Genomic DNA, 16,858 nt, shown 5'->3' with positions numbered 1-16,858 from the left:
CTGTGAAGGGTTGGACGACCCACACCGAGCTGCTGGCCCAAGTCGTCGAGGAGATCAGCATCTTGGCCGCTGATCGACGGCGCGAGTCCCCGCGGTCCATCCCGCGGCCGTTCGACTCGGCTCCCGAGTCGCGGCAAGGCACTCAGGAGTCGTCGGCGTCGCCCACGGCGGGACATCGGCAGATGCTCGCGGCCGCGATGAGAAGAGGGATGGTTCGTGGCTGAGGGAATGCAGGCCGGCCGGCTCGAAGTGCCGGTCGTCGCCGACCTTGCCGGCTTCGCTCGGGAACTGCGAACTCGCGTGGAGGAAGCGGCCGCAGGGGTCTCGGCCAAGATCAAGCTAAAGGTCGACGAGACGGGTCTGCGCGAGAAGGTCGAAGCCGCCGTTGAAGAGGCTTCAGCCGGTGTGAGCGCCAAGATCAAGGTCAAGGTGGACGACTCCCGCCTGCGCACCGAGCTGGAGTCGATCGCGCACCGCATCTCCGGCACCGAGATGCGCATTCCGGTGAGCCCGGACGGTGAATCCCAGCGCCGTGGCGGCGGTCTGCTGTCCCGACTACGCGGTCTGATCAGCAGCGCCCAGGCCGAGGCCGATCGGACGCCGATCGGCGTTCCGGTCCAATTCCAGATGCCTCACCGACGGCGTGGTTCGCTGCGGACCATGGCTATGGGGGCGCTGATCTCCCTCGCTCAGCCGATCGGCTCGGCGTTGACGCAGCTCGGTGCAGGGTTGACGTCGATCGTATCGGCAGCCGCACCTGCTGTTGGCGTGCTCGGCGCGATCCCTGGTCTGATCGCCGGTGCCGGCACCGCGGCGATGGGCGCCCGGGTCGCCTTCTCGGGGTTCGGGGAAGCGTTGAAGCAGACCCTCTCCGCGCAGCAACAGCTCGCCAACGGGACCAAGCTGACGGAGGGGGAGCAGCAGAAGCTCGCTGCGGCGATGGACAACCTGTCGGCTTCAGCCGGTAAGACGGTCGTGGCGGTCGCTGGCGTTCGTGGGAAGTGGCGCGAGCTGCGGGTCAACGTCCAGGAGAGGCTGTTTCGGCAACTCGCGGATGAGGTCCGGCCGCTGTCCAGCGCCGTGTTGCCGATGCTGTCCCGGTCCCTGGGCGATGCTGCCGATCAGATCGGTGGACTGGTGCAACGGGCCAGCCAGTTCATGCGCTCTGGGCCATTTCGCTCGGACTTCCGGCAGATCGCTGGGGCGAGCAGCCGGGTCATCACCAGCCTCGTCAACGCGATCGGCGATCTCGGTCACGCCACGGTCGATTTCCTCGTCGCGGCCGGGCCGTTCACCGAGCGGATCGCTCGGGCAACCGCGCACACCACCGCGTGGTTGCGCGCCGTCGTCTCGGTGGGCCGGGAGACGGGCACGTTGGCCCGGTTCCTGGAACGGGCCGGTGACAAGGCGGCGCAACTGGGCCGGATGACCCGCGACCTGACCGGGGGTCTGATGGGGATGGGGCGGGCATCGACGGCTGCCGGCGAGAGCTTGCTGGGAGGCATGGAGACGCAGCTCGCGCGCTTCAACGTGTGGGCGAACAGTGCGTCCGGGCAGAAGAGCATGGCGTCGTTCTTCGAGCAGGCGAAGCCGGGCTTCCGTGAGCTGGTGGGACTGGTGGGCGATCTCGGCCGCGGGATGGCGAAGATCGCCCGTGACCCGGGGCTCGCCACACTGGTGGCGCAGATCCGGACCGAGCTGGTGCCCGCCCTCGGTGGGTTCTTGGACACGCTCGGCCGGCAGATCGGACCGTTGGTCATCTCGCTGTTCTCCGGGATTGCTCGGGTCATTCAGCAGCTCTCCGGCGCCGCAAGTGGCTTGGCCGCGGTCGGCTTGGCCTTCTCCGGGCTGGTGAACGTGGTCGGTGAGCTGCTGCGGGTGGTGCCGGGCTTGTCAACGGCCGTGGCGGTGCTGCTCGCGTCGATGCTGGCGCTGAAGGTGGCCCGGAGCGTCACCGGGATACTCGGCGGGCTCGGCACGGCGATTCGGTCGGTCGGCACCGCTTCCGTTGGGGTGTCCGGGGCGATCGGCCCGCAGATCAGCACGTGGCAGCGGATGGGCCTGGCCTACCGGGCTGCGGTCCAGGACGCCGATGGCGTCTCGGGCGCGATGCGGGGCGTCAGCGCCGCTGCTGGCGCCGGCGGCCGCGGGCTACGCGGTGTCCTTGGCGGGTTGGTCGGCTTCATGGGCGGGCCGCTGGGCATCGCGGTCACCGTCGCTGGTGCTGCTCTGGCCCTGTTCGCCAACAAGCAGCGCGACGCCGCCGAAGCGGCCGCTCGTCACAAGGAGAACGTCCAGACGTTGGCGGACGCGCTCAAGGAGTCCGCGGGCTCGATCGACGCCAACGTGCGGGCTACGACGATCAAGATGCTGCGGGACAACGGGCTGGCTGAGAGCGCCAAGCGGGCCGGGGTCAGCCTGAAGTCGCTCACCGACGCGACGTTGGAGCAGGGCGGCAGCATCGAAGCGCTGCAGCAGAAGATGCGGGCCCTGGCGAAGGACGAGCCGTTGGCGCGCAACGGTTGGGGGCAGATCGTCGTGTCTGATCGGCAGAAGGCGCTGGAGGCGTTCGCCCGCGATTTGGAGAGCCAGAAGGGGTTGTTGAAGGAGGCGCAGGGCGTCAACCGTGAGAACGCGGAGGCGATGGAGAGTGCCGGCACGCGGGGCCGTAGTGCGTACGCGAAGCTGACGGCCGCGATCAACGAGATGTCGAAGAGCACGTCGGATGCGGACTCCCGGGTCCAGTCCCTCAAGGACGCGCTCGACGGTCTCACCGGCGGCAGTCGCTCCGCGCAGGAGGCTCAGGCCCGGCTCAACGCGACTCTGCTGGACGTCAAGGACAGCATCAAGGCCGGGTTCGAGAAGAACGACGGGTGGGGTGCGACGGACCTCCTCAGCAGCATTGACGGGTCCCTCCAGACGACGACCCGCAACGGCCAGAAGCTCCAAGAGACCCTGTTCAAGCTGAAGGATGACGCCGCAGACACGGCGACGAAGGCGTTCGACTTGGCTCGCGCCCAGGGTGAGGGGCTGCCCGCGGCCTTGGCGAAGGGGCAGGCGGCGATGGAGAACGCCCGCGCTTCCGCGGTCAACATGGCGATGGCCATGGGCCTGAACAAGGACCAGGCGGCCGCGCTCGCCACGCAGATGGGCCTGGTGCCGCAGAACCTCACGATGGTGCTCCAGGCCCAGGGCATCACCCAGGCTCAGGCCGAGATCATCGGACTCAGCTCGCAACTGGCCAACCTCGATGGTCAGAAGACAAAGACCATCACCATCAGCGCGCCGACGGCCGGCGCGACAGCGTCCCTGCGAGCGCTCGGCTTCGAGGTGCAGGCCCTCCCGGGCGGGAAGCAGGTGGCCGTGTCGGCGCCGACCAGCACGGCCCGTGCGCAGCTTCAGGCCCTGGCCGCGGACATCGCGGCGACGCCGGGCAGCAAGAAGGTCACTGTGCAGGCGATCGTCAAGCAGGCGACCGGGGATCTGGAGTACGTCCGGAACTACATCGGGCAGATGACCGGCAAGAAGTTGGTGATGGAGGCGCCGACCGAACTCGCGCAGCAGGAGCTGAAGTCCCTCGGCTTCAAGATCACGAGCCTGAAGGGCAAGAAGGTCGAGATCACGGCGCCGACGGGAACGCCACTGAGCCAGGTGCATGCGATCCAGTCCCGCATCAACGCGCTGACGGGGAAGACCGTGGAGGTCTTCATCAAGTACACGCCGATCGGGAAGCCGTACGTGGACACCAAGGCGGACGGCGGCATCGTGCAGTACGCCCAGGGCGGGATCCATCGGGCTGGCGGGCGCCTCGCGCGGTTCGCCGCCGGCGCGGAGCGGCACATCGCGCAGATCGCGCGGGCCGGCGAGTGGAGGCTGTGGGCCGAGCCGGAGACAGGTGGGGAGGCGTACATCCCGCTCGCCGCGGCCAAGCGGCGCCGCTCGAAGGCCATCTTGGAAGAGGTCACGCGGCGGTTCGGCGGCACCCTGCTGTGGAACTCCGTCACCGGGCCGCAGGCTCTCCACCAGGCCGGCCAGTCCGCGCCCTCCAGCAGCTCCCGTTCCGATGCCCCCGCCGTCAGCCCGGCGCTGATCGGCGGAGACCTGCACCTGACGATGACCCGCGCTGCGGTGTCGCCGGGCGACGCGCTGGCCGACGCGATGTTCGAACTGCGCAGGATCCGCCAGGGAGGAGCGCATGTTGCATGAGGGCGAATGGAACGTGAGCTACCCGGCGTACGGGGTGCATCCGGGCGCGGACCTCACCTTCGGCTCGATGCGGTCGGGCATCTACCTGATCGAGCCGTACGAGATCACCTCGGACGCGGCTGATACCGGCGATGTGCGGCTGCCGGGGCAGGACGGGGTGCGGCTGGGCCAGGACTTCAGGGGGCAGTCCACCGTCACGTTCGAGCTGGGCGTCGACAGCGTGGACGCCGCCGTTGACCAACTGGGCCGGCATGGTGCGAACCTCGCGGCCCTCTCGCGGCTCGCCGGGGTCTGGGATGCCGAAGCGGTTCGCCTACGCTTCGGGCAGCCGGCCGTGCTGCGCACCGTCCAGGGCGCCCGGGCCCGGCGCCTGTACGGCCGGCCCCGCAAGCTGGCTGCTTCGGGCAGCCGGCTGACCCGCCAGGGCTACACCCCGGTCGTCGCCACCTTTACCGCGGTGGACACCAGCGCCTACGACGACGTCGAGCAGTCGGTCCGGGTCGGGTTGCAACCGCCGCCGCACTACGGGCTGGTCGGCCCGCTGACGACGCCGCTGACGATGGTGGGCGAAGGCGCCACGCGGGTGCCCGGCGAGGTCTACATCGGCGGGGACCGGGCCACGTGGCCGGTCATGACGATCTACGGGCCGATCACCAAGCCTGCGATCGACCTGGTCGGCCGGTGGACGGTGGCGCTGGACATGACGCTCCGAGACGGTGAGCGGGTCACCATCGACCCGCGGCCCTGGGCCATGACGGTGCTGCGCAACGGGACCGCCAACGTCGCCGGCTACCTGACGCGTTCCACGCCGCTGATGCGGGACATGCGTCTGCCGGCCGGCGCCCGCCAGGACATCGTGCTGCGCGGCACAGACGCGACGGGCAGGTCGTACGCCACGGTGGCCTGGCGCGACGCCTACTCCTACCTCTGACGCCGCGGCGGCAGACACAAGGGGCCGGCCTGGACCACGCTCCGCACCGATGCGTTCGACCAGTGGAGGTGGAGGACTGATGTGGGACAACGTGCCCTGGTTCGTGGAAGGCGGGGCTGAGCACTCCAGCGAAGTGGCCCGGCTCCTGGCCTACGCCGCGTTCGGCGGCGCGGAGGGAGTGGTGGGCGTCGGGGACCTCCAGGTGCAGGCGCTGCCGGCGCCCGGCTCGGCCGTCCAGGTCACCACGGGGGCCTGCGCCGTCATCAACCGCGCCGCCGGGGCGCCCTACCAGGCATACGCCGGCCGGCTGATCGCGGGCGAGCAGGTGCCGATCGCAGCCACCGGGCCGAGCGCCCGCAGCGACCTGATCGTGGCGCGGGTGGAGAACCCCTACAGCTACGGCGAGTCATGGCCGCAACCGACGGACCCGAAGGTCGGGCCGTACATCTACACCCGGGTCGTGTCCGGGGTGCCGAAGACGACGACGAACGTGCGGCAGGTGCGCTCCGGGGACTCCGCGATCACCCTGGCCCGGATCGACCTGCCGCCGAACACCAGCAGCATCACGCAGGCGATGATCACGGACCTGCGGTCGATGGTGCGGCCGCGCCGAGACCGCCGGCTGCACACCACATTCCCGTCGACCCTGAGCCGGCTCGTGTACTCCGACAACACCTGGAAGCGGTGGCCGATGGAAGCCCGGTGGGACATCGCGGTCCCCGAATGGGCCACCAGGGCGAAGATCGTGACGACCATCGCTGGGCTGCGCCTGTCCTTCGCCAACGTCTTCGCCGACATGCAGCACGTCTTCGCGGGCGTCAAGGGCCAGGACACCGTGATTGACGACGACCAGGGCAGCGGCACCCGACGCAACACCGTCGTGATCGCCGACAACATGTATCTGCCGGCGGCCATCCGCGGCACCACGCAGTCCCTGTACCTCCAGACGCTGATCTCCAAGGCCGAGGCCGGCGACGTGGGCGTCGACGCAGCCACCTCCATCGTCTGCGACGTCGAGTTCGTCGAGTCGCCGGACTCCAGCGAGGTGTGAGCGATGAAGAGCTGGCGATTCATCGCTCAACGCGCTCTGCCGGAGACGATCCTGGACTGGGACGTACCGCTCACCCTGACCTCCAACCCGAAACGGGATCTGTCCGGGCCGGGGTCCCTGACTGCCACCGTCGAGCCCGAATACTCCCGGCTGATCGGCACGGACGGGCACCCGATCCTGCAGGAGTGGGGAACCAAGCTGTACCTGGAGGTGGACGGCATGCTCCGCTGGGGCGGCATCATCACCCGCACCACCTACGAGGGGCCGAAGGCGACCATCATCGCTGAGGGGCTCAGCAGCTACCCGCACGGGCTCCCGTTCGAAGGCATCCTGCGCTCCGGGGAACTCCTGCGCCTGCCCGATCCCAACGCGGGCAGGGACCGAAACCACGACGGCTGGATCGACGGCGAGAAGGGCAAAACGCCAACCCCGCCGCCGCCGAAGCCGATCGCCGGCCCGCGGTTCGACACCTACGACATCTTCCGGTGGATCTGGGCCCACGTGCAGTCCCGCCCCTACGGCGACATCGGCATCGTGCTGGACGCCCACCAGCTCGGCGAGAAGCTGGGGGCCACCGACGGCTCGGACCCCTGGCGGCTGCTGTGGTGGGACAACCCCGACTGCGGCACCGCACTGGATAACCTGGCCCGCACCGCGCCGTTCGACTGGCTGGAGACGCACGCCTGGGCGGGCGGCCCGGACTCCACAGCGATCGAGCACCGTATCCGGCTGGGCCGCCCCCGCCTGGGCCGTCGCCGTGACGACCTGCGCTTCGTCGAGGGCGAGAACATCGTGGCCCGCGCGAAGGCAGAAGCGATGGGCGACGAATACGCCAACGAGGTCGTGGTCTTGGGCAAAGGCGAGGGCCAGAAAATGGCGCGGGCCCAGGTCCACCGGTACGACGGGCGCCTGCGGCGCGTCGCCACCGTCGCTGACAAGACCCTCTCCTCCGACAAGGCGCTGCGCACCCGAGGGGAGCGGGAGCTCGCCGGCCGCACTCAGGCCCTGCAGATCCCCGCGATCCAGGTCCGGGACCATCCCAACGCGCCGTTCGGCGCCTGGCAGTTGGGCGACGACGTCCGTATTCAGGCACACCTGCCGTGGGTCGGAGACGTGGACGTCTGGCATCGGATCGTCGGCGACGAGATCAGCGCGGACGGTCTGTGCACCCTGGCCCTGAAGCGTTCGGACAGCTTCCACTACTGAGCGCGCGACGCAAACCGGCCGGCCCCCGCAGCATCCGGGGCCATGAGCAACGCACTCGACGCCCAGGTCGAGGCCCGGCGCCTGGCCCAGGTGCTGGCCGATCTCGATCGTCGCCTCCAGGCCCTGGAGCGGAGCACCCAGGCCGCCTACACCAGCATCGAGGGCGGCTCGATCGACATCTACGACACCGACGGGCAACTGCGGGGCCAGCTGGGCGTCCAGCCGGACGGCGGCGTCGCGCTGGTCCCGCACAACACCACCCCGCCACCGACGCCCACCACCCCCGCGGTGGAGCCGGTACTCGCGGGCCTGATCGTGGGCTGGGACGGGCAGTGGGAGGACTCGTACGACACCCCCTCCGACTGGTCCCTCATCGAGGTTCACCTCGGGCCGGCCGCGGACTTCGAGCCGGCGGCAACCACGTTGGTCAGCACGATCACCGCGGCGGCGGGCGGAACGATCACCGTAGCCACCGGCGACTACACCACCGCGTGGGTCCGGCTCCGGGCGCTGAACACGGCGCAGGTCGCCGGGCCGCCATCGGCGGCCGCCGCAGGAACACCGCGGCAGGTCGAGGGACCGGACCTCTCCGCGCTCGTGGACCTGGCTCAGTGGCTCAAGGACGAAAGCGTGCCGGGCTCGAAGCTGGTCCGGCAGACCATCGGTACCGACCTGCTCGCCGCCAACGCGGTCGTCGCCGGCAAGGTCGATGCCGGCGCCATCACCGGCCGTGAGGTCCGTGCCGAGACGCTGGAGGGCACGCACCTGAAGGCGGGCACCCTCGATGCCACCCGCATCAAGGCGGGCACCATCACCGCGGACCTCATCGCGGCCACCGCCCTGAACGGGAAGACCATCACGGGGTCCACCGTGCAGACGGGCACCTCCGGGGCCCGCATCGTGCTGGACACCGCTATGCGACTGTTCGACGGGGCGGGCGCGTTGGCGGCTGAAGCAAAGCTCCAGGACGCCCATACCGACGTCGGGTTCGTCGCGTACAACACATCCGGTCTGGGCCGCTACTACGCCATGCTGAGCCGCGGCTACGTCCAGTTCGGCAAGGAGGGCACTGCCTACCGCGGGGTGCCCGGCGCCGACCACATGTTGGCCGGGGGCACTGTAAGCGCCCTGACCCTCAGCTCCGGCAACACCGAGGACTACGGCCAGGCCCGGCTGCTCCTCACGGCCGGCATCAGCGGGCGACGGCCGAGAGCCGAGCTGGCCTCGGACACCCTGGACACCCGGGCGGACCTGGTCGTCAACGGCATGATCAGCTCGGGGAACATCGTCACCGGCACCATCGCGATTACCCCTTCCGCCGCCAGCACTCCTCAGTCGGCGACCATCACCGGTCTGAACGTGGCCGGAACGACGGTCCGCGCGTGGGTGAGCCCGATGAGCTCCGTGCCGGGGACCGGGCTGCTCGGGTGCGCGGCAACGGACGTCACCAACACCGGCATGACGGTCTGGCTGACCCGCAAAGACCTCGTCCGTACCACCGTTCACTGGATGATCATCGGGAGCTGACATGGGAGCCGAGGGCATAGAGCTGACCCCACCGTCGGTCCACCGCGTCGCGCGGTGCCGCACAACGGACTGCCCTGCCAAGGACCAGCCCTTCGAAGTCGAGCTGTACGAGAATGCTGGGGATCCGAAATACGTCGCGGTCTGCGGTCGGTGCGGTGACACCATCACCGACCTCTCCGAAGTCGAACCGGCGGCATAGCAGAGCAGGACACAAACGGCGCGGCCCTGCACTGTACGGCGTGCGGGGAGCCGCGGTCCCTTCGCTGGGTCCCGGCTCCCGTGCACCGATGACCCGACGACGAGGGAGTGCCAGTGGATGGGCTCGTCTCTCTGGCCCCCGTGCTCGCGCCCCTGTTCGGGATGATCGGCGCACTGGGCGGCGCGTGGCTGGTGTACCGGCAAGGCCGACGCAAGACAGACAGCGACGCCCAGGTGGCAGCGGTGAAGACTGTCACCGACGGGTTCACCTCCCTCTTGGAGCAACAGCGCTCATCGGCGGCCCAGACCTTGGAGCGCATGGCGTCGCTGGAGGCCAAGTACAGCGATCTCGAACACCGCGTCGAGCGCCTGCAAGAAGAACAGCGGCAGTGGCGGCGCTGGAAGGCCGCGGCCGTCGACTACATCCAGGACCTGCTCGGTCTCGTCCGCGATGTGCTCCACCAGCCGGCGCCCGAACCCCCCGAAGAGATCGCCGCCGACCTTGGTCAGCGCGACACCGCGTAGCCCAGCACGCGACGTAAGACCGGCGGGACCTACACGCTCTGCCCTCAGTCCCCCCAGCAGAAGGGCAAACCCCTATGTCGTCCACTCTGGACTCGATCACCAACGGCGCCCAGGTCGGCGCCCTCCTCCCGCTGCTCACCGCGATCGTGCAGCGCCCGGCCTGGTCGGCGGAGGTGAAGAAGGTGGTGGCCGTCGTCATCGCCCTGGTCGCGGGCGTAGCCACCGTCGCGGTGGACGGCGGCTGGGAGCAGTTCCAGCACGGCACCCTCACCTTCGCCACGATCGCTGCCGTCCTCGCTGCTTCGCAGGCGACGTACGACCTGATCTGGAAGCCGAGCAAGGTCGCCCCGGCGATCGAGTCGGTGACCAGTCCGAAGCCCGGAGAAGCGACCGGATAGCGCCGTGGATTGATGGCCGCCGCGTGCCGGCGGGTATCATCCGCACGAAGGTGGCCGCCTCGCCGCCGAACTCACTGCGTTGAGAGCAACCGCTGGTTCCGGGTTCTTTGGGGATTCCCTTTCGGCCTGGGTCGGCCGGCGGTACTGCTTGAGACCACTGCGCGCGTGCAGAGCGCCCAGGGCCGGAGAGTGGTTGCTCCTGCGATGACCCGGCACACGGAGTGGGTTCGGTTGCGAGGCGGCCATCGCCTACTACGCACCAGGAGGAGCCGCGGGAATGGCCGACGCGCAGCCACCTGCCGAGAAGGTCACGGCAGAGGTCAAGCGCCTGATGGAGATGTCGCATCTGGCGTTCTTCGAGGCGTGGACCGTTTTCGTACAAGGCAGCACTGACCGGAGAGTCCCCAGGGAGGTCCAGGCGGCTGCGTTCCGCTCACGGGATCTGGCCAGCCGGACGCTTACCGCGGCCGATCGGGCAGCCCGCGAGTTCAAGTCTGTCGTGGTCCGGCATGACGGCGAATCCAAGCGCGATTACCAGGCCCGGATCACCGCCTTCCGTGCCCAGCTCCAGGAAGCCCGACAGCCCGTCGTGGCCGCGGTCGAAGACCTCGCGTTCGACGAGGCCGAGTACCTGGTGCAGCTCGACGACGAGGCGTTCAGCGAAGAGTGGTCGGCCTTCGTCCGACAGGTCGCCGGCCACGCGCGGTCGGGTCGCGACGCTGTCCAGGGGCTCGCCTTCCGCTCACCCGAGGTGGCGCCACGCACACAGGCTCTGGCTATCCAGATGATGCGTGCCCCGGAGAAGTTCCTGCCCGCGGTCGAGGGCGAATCGCGTACGGCGCACGACGCGCGCGTCTCTCAGCTCCGGTCACGGCTGGAGGCCGAGCTGAGATTCCTGCAGTACACGCTGAACTATTCGACGGCTCGGTGGGGCCGGATGCCGGCCGCGCCGAATTTCCGTCTCCAGGCGATGCGGCTACTCGCCGAGAAGTATCCCGAGGAGTTCTCCCGACTACGCAGCGCGGTGCGCGCGGATGCGCAGGCGGCGCGCGACGAGGTGCGCAGAGAGAGGCGCGCCGCGCGTCGGGGGCAGAGCAGGCCGGCGAACTGACGCGCCACCCTCCTCTTGGGCCCGCCCGCGTTGGGCGCGCCCTTCTTCATGTCCGACCGCGCCGCTCGCCGCCGTGGCGCGTACGTCCCTGGGCGTCCGGCGCCGCGCCTCCTAGGCGCGCCTCGCGTGCTTAGGGGTCGTCTCATTTGGTGAGTCGATGGCCAGGCCGGCGCCACAGCGATTGTCGTGCCGTGGGAACGGCACCATGGGGCCCCCACCCATGCGCGTGCGCCACCAGCGCGGCCGCAGGGGCCGCGTCGTCGCGCCGGAGACAGCAGACGTCCTGTGGGGAGTCTGGCCGGGGCCGAACTCCGGCCGCTGGCCGGACTTCCCCGAGAAGCCTGGCCAGCGGCCTTTCGTTCCGACTACGGGTTGAGCGGAATCCCGCGGCCTGGCCCTGATGAGACCAATAGGGTCCCGGCCCGGGCGCTGGGCCCCGGCGTCAACCCCTGTCTTCCCCGCCTTCCTTGCCTCCCTTACCTTCCCTGCCTTCCGAGCTTCCGCCCTTGCCTTCGCCGCCTCCCTTGTCTCCCATGAAGTCGGCACTGTTGTTGCAGCCGATGGACGAGCCCATCTTGGTGCTCTGCGCGCCCGGGGAGCCCTCGCCGCCGAGAGCGTTGCCGAGCACGCCGTTGAGGATCCCGACCTCGCCGAGGACATCGACGTTCAGGTCGTGCGACCGGCACTGGGAGCCCTGCCTGACGTTGAACTCGTCACCGCCCCGCCCGCCGGCGTTGGCGGTACCAGCGCCGAGGAGGCCGAAGCTGCCGAGGACGACGGCCACGACGGCAGCCTTCTGAAGCTTGTGCATTTCTTCTCCAGTGGTCGAACAGGTACAATCCGTGATATAGCGACTTCGTACAGTCATAACAGGGCTAATGCAAAATATGCCGCAGTCACTTAGCGACGCGCCGTAGCCGTCGCGGACGAGTGGCCATCCGAGAGCCGCCCTGCACCCTGAGCAGGCCAAGGCATCGACTGACCTCGACAGGCGCAGACACTCCACCCCAACGGCCCCGTCTGGAGCTGGCGAAAGCGTTGGCCGGGATGCAGCAGAAGCCTCAGATCTCGGAGGTCCCGAGCACAGGCCGACCGGGAGCACCGACTCGAATAGCGTCATCTGCTGCCGCAGACCCGCCAATTGAGACGACCTCTTAGGTGCGCTGCGGTTCGGGCGCGCCTCGCAAATCCGCAGGTCACCAGAGGGCGCGCCTCCTGGTGGCGCGCTTCTGGGAGCGCGGGACGCGCCTGTCGGGTGGCGCGCTACCGAAGTGCTGGCGCGCTCCGGCGGGGCGCGGTTGGGCAGGGGCGCCGGATGCGCTCGGCGGGTGATGCCCGGCGGGCGCGCCTGGTGCGGTACAGGTGGCGCGCCGTGGTGACCAGGGGCGCGCGCCCGCTGAGCATGGCGAAGGCGCGCCCAGGCGATGGCTGGGTCGCGTAGGCGCGCCTTCGGCAGGTGACGTGATGCGGCGGGCGCGCCTCGCTCCCCGGCAGGGCAGTGCGGGCGCGCTCGGCGGGCGTCACCTCACGTCACCTCACCCGACAGTGGCGAGGTCGGTATAGAGGGACGCGAACATGTCGGCGATCTTCAGCTCCGGCTTGCCTGCGAGGCGGTAGGCGTTGGCGATGTCCCGCTCGCCGTGCTCTTCCAAGAGAGCGATCACCATGGGGCGGTTCTCCAGGACATGCGTCCGTAGCTTGGTCATCGGCGGCGGCGTGCCCTCGTTGTTCGCGTCGGAGATCGGTTCTAGGTGCTCCTGCATGGACAGGCCCAGGATGCGGGCCTGGATCTCTGCCTCGGTGAGCAGCACCGACATCACCCTGTTGACCTGCTTCGCGTGGACGGTCCGGGGCCGGGGAAGGTCCTGCGGCTGCTCCGCCTCGGTGACGTCCTCGGGCCGTTCGGTCGTGGACGGCTCGGCGTCCGGGTCCGGGGGCGGCGGAGCGCCCTGCTCATCCGGCTCGGGCTCGGTTGCATCCGACGGAGCATGCTGCTCCTCGTCGCTGGTCTGATGGGGCTGCGTCTGCTCCCCGCCGGACGGGTTGCTGCCGCTCTCGCCTGCCTGCGCTTCCTCGGCTTTGGTCTTGAGGTGGTCGAGCGACTTGGTGATCAGTTTGTCAGCGCTCATCACGCCCCACGCGGTCTTCGTCTTCAGGGCCGTGAGGGTGCGGCGGCCGTGCTCCTCGCGCAGCTCGTGCAGGGCGTGCTCCGGGTCTGTGGGGTGCATGAGGGCGTCGCGGATCATCTGGGCGGCCTGGTCTCCGGTGACGGAATGGGCCTGTCGGGCTGCGGGCAGGAGCGGGACGGAGTGCTGTGGCTGCTGGTTCTGCTCGTGCAGATCGGCGTCGGGACGGAGTTCGTACGTGGAGCGGGACTCTGCGGCGTCTTGGAGGCCGAGGCGGCGCAGCAGGGTGTCCACGGTGAAGTCGTGGAACCGCTGGGTCTCGCCGGGCTTGATCTCCAGGTGCAGGCTGCGCACACCGGTGAGCCAGGCTTCGCCGATGGCGTGGAGGTCCACGATCGCGTCGACGGCCGCGGGCAGGTTCTTCTCCGCCTTCACCTTCCGCGTCGTGTTGCGGGTGGGCTTGTCGTTTTCGAAGGCGGTGACGATCTCGGTGCGGGCGAGCAGCAGGCACGGGCCCTGGTGGCGGCGCAACAGCCACAAGATTTCGCCCCAGCGGTCTTTGGCCCGGTTCCACAGGTCGGAGTCGATGACGACCGGGTCGTCAAGGGTGGGGACGCGGGAGCGGTTGCGCTGCGCCTTACGGATGGCACGGTTACGCGCGTACATGGCGATCTCGTCGCTGAGCATGTCCCACAGGGAGGTCATGGAGTCGATGACCAGCATGTTTGGCTTACCGTCGGTGCGGGGCTGGTGGTTCACCCACCGGATCGTGTCGAGGATGTCCTGGTACGAGCCGTCGTGCTGCACGATCTCGTAGTCGGCGCCGGGCACACGGCCGTAGTAGTCGGCGGTCCCCTCCGTGCCGCCAATCTCGATCCAGTACGTCGTGCCGATGAGGTCGGAGCCGGAGCCACGGGCGGCTTCGTAGCTTTTGCCGGACTTCTCGGGGCCGGTCAGCAGGATGATCGGCGGGTTCGGCTTGCCGGTGGGCTTCCGGCTCTTTCGGGTGCGCTGGGGCACGGTGGTTCCAGCCAAGGAACGGGGCCTTTCACTTCGGGTCGAGTCTTCCGGGTTGCTCTCCCGGATGCTGCGGCGTGCAGGGCCCTACCTTCTCGCCCTGACGTCCGCTGTACCATTTTAGCGGTTCGGGGCTGAGAATCAATCCGCTTGGAGCAGGTCAGAGGCGGGATTCTGCGCTACCGGATCGGAGTCGTCGCGGTGCGCCCGGTACCAGGTGTCAAGGTCGCGCGCATCGCCACCGATCCCCTCGAACGCCTCCGCCGGCACGGCCTGCCACGCGGTGACCGCCTCCGCGTACTCGCCCTGCACCGTCTCAGCGTCACTCCGGTTCAGGGCCTGCGTGATCACCTGCCACGGCGTCCCCGCCAGTGCTTCGCTGAGCACCACCAGGTCGACGAGTGCGTTGGCCAACACCCGCAGCCGCCGCGCCTCCTCAATCCGCTCACGAGCGCCCGCACCGGAGAGGCTGTTTCCCACGCCGTGCCGGGCTAGGTTGGACAAGTCGCGGTACGCGCGAACGACCGTGAGGCGGGCCACGGTCTCGGGGGTCATGAAGCTTCCGATCGTGCCAGCGGCGGGCGCCCCGAATCGGTGCGCCCGCCGCGAAGTAGGTGCGGAACGTCAGGATGCCTGAGCGGAATCGCTACCGGCGTCCAGACCTTCCAGGTTGACGCCGTCGCCGCGCTCCTCCTGCTTCTCAGCCCGGTAGCGGGCGTCGAAGCGCGGACCGACGTTCTTCCGCCCGTTCTGAGGACTCTGCCCCAGTCGGCGGCCAAGCTGCGTCGGGTTCAGGTCCCCGCGCGTACCGAAGCGATCTTCCTCGCCTGCGTCCTTGGCCGCCTGGTAAATGGCGTACAGCTCCTCCTCGGTCAGCACGGTCACCGGTTCGATCTCCGGGGCGATCTCGGCCTCCTGCTCCTCCGGCTGCTGCTCCTCGTCCTGCTGGGCCGGCGCTGATACGTCTTGCGCCGGCACCTTGGGCTTCGGTGCAGGAGTCTTGGCCGCGGGGCGCGGAGTCACCGTTGCCTTCCGGCGAGTGGGCAGTGGGGCGGTAGCACCAAGCAGCGCCCCTGTGCCGTCCACGTCGACCCAGTCCGATCCCGCTCCACGCGCCCGGACGAAGCCGGAGATGTGCAGTCCGAAGCTGCCGCCGAGCGGCACCATCGCCGCAACCGCGCCGCCGACCACGTACACGTAGACCTGATTGTCCGCCATGACCGTCGGAGCGCCGCCCGTGCTCAACCACTCGCTGAGCGCGACCAGAGCATGCCCCACGTTCGCAGCGATCGAGATGCACAGCAGGAATCCGAAGATCAACCAGAGCGACCAGTAGTAGCCGCCCTCGCGGCCGTCCGCGCCGCGTCGCCGGATCGAGGTGACTGCACCGGCGTTGAACGCCAGGAGCAGCTCCAGGGCGACCGCCATGGCGCCGGCAGCGACACCAGGGAAGCCTATGAGCCTTCCTGCCCAGTGGAGTTGGTAGAGGGAGGCGAGCATCATCCCGAAGCCTGCGGCTGCGGCTCCGATGCGCAAGTTGCGGTGCCAATCTCGTAGCTCCCGCTCACCCTGGGTGATGGCACGTATGGTCGGCACCTTCGGCATGGCACGCCTCTTTCGTTCGGGTCTCCCCGAGGGACCTATGCTCGTCGGTCCTCGGGTTGCCCAAACGATATAGCGTCTACGTCTGCCTCGCTGCACCTGATCGTTGACCGCCGCGCCGCCCCCGTTTCAGGGGCTTGAGTTCACCAGTCGAGCGGCTTGCGAGGCGTGCGCCGGTCCGGCCCGACGACCTTGGCCAGGTAGGCCCGGTCTTCGATGCGCGAGAGGAGCCGTTCCCCAAGGACGGCCTTGATGCCGTCGCGCTTGAGGTTGGTCGAGAACACCGTGGGACGGCCGGAGGCGAGGCGCGAGCCGACCAGGTCGGTCGTTTCGCGGCGGACGAACTCCGTCTGCACGCCGTCCATCTCGCCGCACAGCTCGTCGAGGATCAGCAGGTCCGGGTCCTCGACGTGGCGCTTACGGATCTCGAAGCGGCTCAGCCCGTCAGGGCCGCCGTCGGGGCGGCGCCAGGTGAGGTACGTGGAGTGCTGGACGAACCGCACGAGCAGGCCACGCTCCGCGGCCTCGTTCCCGAGCGCGCCGACCGCGGTCGTCTTCCCCGAGCCGATGTTCCCGGACACGATGAAGTGCATGGTGCCGGGCCGCGCCCTCTTCCTCTTGGCCTCGACGAGCGAGTCGAGCCAGCCGCCGAGCGCCTGGGGCCGCTGGTAGTCGTCGAGGTCGGCGAGCCGCCACTTCAGGTAGTCGTCGTGATCAGCGGCTTTCATGCTGTTCTTCCATGCGAGTGCGCGGGCGTTGGCCTGCGGTACGGACACGTCGTCCCACAGTTCGAGGGCATCGCCTTCGTCGGACGGGGTAGGTACGCCGAGCTGCGACAGGTCGGCTCCCCCACGTTCCAGGGCCGCAAGCAGTCGGTCGGTGACCTCAAACAGTCGCTTCGGCTCGCGCTCGGGGATGAAGCGCTGGGCTGCCATAGTGCTCACCGCTCGTGCTCCTTGG

13 protein-coding genes are annotated in these 16,858 nt (G+C 69.2%); 8 read left to right on the top strand and 5 right to left on the bottom strand.

Translation table 11 applies throughout. The features are described 5' to 3' along the window. Positions 1-216 precede the first annotated feature (216 nt). The 8 genes from ACO0M4_RS09920 (at position 217) to ACO0M4_RS09885 (ending at position 11,153) form a co-directional block, all read left to right on the top strand. Complete coding sequence (locus tag ACO0M4_RS09920; protein WP_430369433.1) at positions 217-4,206, top strand: hypothetical protein; 3,990 nt, start codon at positions 217-219, stop codon at positions 4,204-4,206. After that, positions 4,196-5,137, top strand: a complete 942-nt coding sequence (locus ACO0M4_RS09915; protein ID WP_430369432.1) for a hypothetical protein — start codon at positions 4,196-4,198, stop codon at positions 5,135-5,137. Before ACO0M4_RS09920 ends, ACO0M4_RS09915 begins: the two co-directional genes overlap by 11 nt. A gap of 79 nt (positions 5,138-5,216) precedes the next feature. Continuing rightward, entirely contained in the window at positions 5,217-6,188 is a 972-nt protein-coding gene (locus tag ACO0M4_RS09910) for a hypothetical protein (protein WP_430369431.1), read from the top strand. A 3-nt stretch (positions 6,189-6,191) separates the two neighbouring features. Beyond that, on the top strand, positions 6,192-7,394 hold the full coding sequence (locus ACO0M4_RS09905) for a hypothetical protein (RefSeq protein ID WP_430369430.1): 1,203 nt from the start codon (positions 6,192-6,194) through the stop codon (positions 7,392-7,394). Positions 7,395-7,436: 42 nt separating this feature from the next. Beyond that, positions 7,437-8,921 carry a hypothetical protein gene (locus ACO0M4_RS09900; protein ID WP_430369428.1) on the top strand — a complete coding sequence of 495 codons (1,485 nt, stop codon included), beginning with the start codon at positions 7,437-7,439 and terminating at the stop codon, positions 8,919-8,921. A gap of 312 nt (positions 8,922-9,233) precedes the next feature. Further along, a complete protein-coding gene (locus tag ACO0M4_RS09895) occupies positions 9,234-9,644 on the top strand; it encodes a hypothetical protein (protein WP_430369427.1) in 411 nt (136 codons plus the stop codon). Between the two features lie 74 nt (positions 9,645-9,718). Then, on the top strand, positions 9,719-10,042 hold the full coding sequence (locus ACO0M4_RS09890) for a hypothetical protein (RefSeq protein ID WP_430369426.1): 324 nt from the start codon (positions 9,719-9,721) through the stop codon (positions 10,040-10,042). A 277-nt stretch (positions 10,043-10,319) separates the two neighbouring features. After that, entirely contained in the window at positions 10,320-11,153 is an 834-nt protein-coding gene (locus ACO0M4_RS09885; RefSeq protein WP_430369425.1) for a hypothetical protein, read from the top strand. Between the two features lie 442 nt (positions 11,154-11,595). Here ACO0M4_RS09885 and ACO0M4_RS09880 read toward each other — a convergent pair whose 3' ends face one another. From ACO0M4_RS09880 to ACO0M4_RS09860, 5 genes are all read right to left on the bottom strand, one after another. Further along, positions 11,596-11,964: a hypothetical protein gene (locus tag ACO0M4_RS09880; RefSeq protein ID WP_430369423.1), complete on the bottom strand. Its 369-nt coding sequence runs from the start codon at positions 11,962-11,964 to the stop codon at positions 11,596-11,598. Between the two features lie 724 nt (positions 11,965-12,688). After that, on the bottom strand, positions 12,689-14,299 hold the full coding sequence (locus tag ACO0M4_RS09875) for a hypothetical protein (RefSeq protein ID WP_430369421.1): 1,611 nt from the start codon (positions 14,297-14,299) through the stop codon (positions 12,689-12,691). Positions 14,300-14,437: 138 nt separating this feature from the next. Continuing rightward, positions 14,438-14,851 (bottom strand): hypothetical protein, encoded by a 414-nt coding sequence (locus tag ACO0M4_RS09870; RefSeq protein WP_430369419.1) that lies wholly within the window; start codon positions 14,849-14,851, stop codon positions 14,438-14,440. Between the two features lie 69 nt (positions 14,852-14,920). Then, positions 14,921-15,901 (bottom strand): hypothetical protein, encoded by a 981-nt coding sequence (locus tag ACO0M4_RS09865; protein ID WP_430369418.1) that lies wholly within the window; start codon positions 15,899-15,901, stop codon positions 14,921-14,923. A gap of 140 nt (positions 15,902-16,041) precedes the next feature. Next, positions 16,042-16,842, bottom strand: a complete 801-nt coding sequence (locus ACO0M4_RS09860) for a hypothetical protein (protein ID WP_430369417.1) — start codon at positions 16,840-16,842, stop codon at positions 16,042-16,044. Positions 16,843-16,858 lie beyond the last annotated feature (16 nt).

The sequence above is a fragment of the Streptomyces sp. RGM 3693 genome (genome assembly GCF_050471125.1).
Lineage (GTDB): Bacteria > Actinomycetota > Actinomycetes > Streptomycetales > Streptomycetaceae > Streptomyces.
Note: the sequence above shows the minus strand (reverse complement) of the source record. Positions and strands in the feature narration are given on the sequence as shown.

Excerpts from the sequence above, each read along its gene's own strand:
- ACO0M4_RS09915 (WP_430369432.1), top strand. The coding sequence starts at position 4,196 with ATGTTGCATGAGGGCGAATGGAACGTGAGCTACCCGGCGTACGGGGTG.
- ACO0M4_RS09910 (WP_430369431.1), top strand. The coding sequence starts at position 5,217 with ATGTGGGACAACGTGCCCTGGTTCGTGGAAGGCGGGGCTGAGCACTCC.
- ACO0M4_RS09905 (WP_430369430.1), top strand. The coding sequence starts at position 6,192 with ATGAAGAGCTGGCGATTCATCGCTCAACGCGCTCTGCCGGAGACGATC.
- ACO0M4_RS09900 (WP_430369428.1), top strand. The coding sequence starts at position 7,437 with ATGAGCAACGCACTCGACGCCCAGGTCGAGGCCCGGCGCCTGGCCCAG.
- ACO0M4_RS09890 (WP_430369426.1), top strand. The coding sequence starts at position 9,719 with ATGTCGTCCACTCTGGACTCGATCACCAACGGCGCCCAGGTCGGCGCC.
- ACO0M4_RS09885 (WP_430369425.1), top strand. The coding sequence starts at position 10,320 with ATGGCCGACGCGCAGCCACCTGCCGAGAAGGTCACGGCAGAGGTCAAG.
- ACO0M4_RS09880 (WP_430369423.1), bottom strand. The coding sequence starts at position 11,964 with ATGCACAAGCTTCAGAAGGCTGCCGTCGTGGCCGTCGTCCTCGGCAGC.
- ACO0M4_RS09870 (WP_430369419.1), bottom strand. The coding sequence starts at position 14,851 with ATGACCCCCGAGACCGTGGCCCGCCTCACGGTCGTTCGCGCGTACCGC.
- ACO0M4_RS09865 (WP_430369418.1), bottom strand. The coding sequence starts at position 15,901 with ATGCCGAAGGTGCCGACCATACGTGCCATCACCCAGGGTGAGCGGGAG.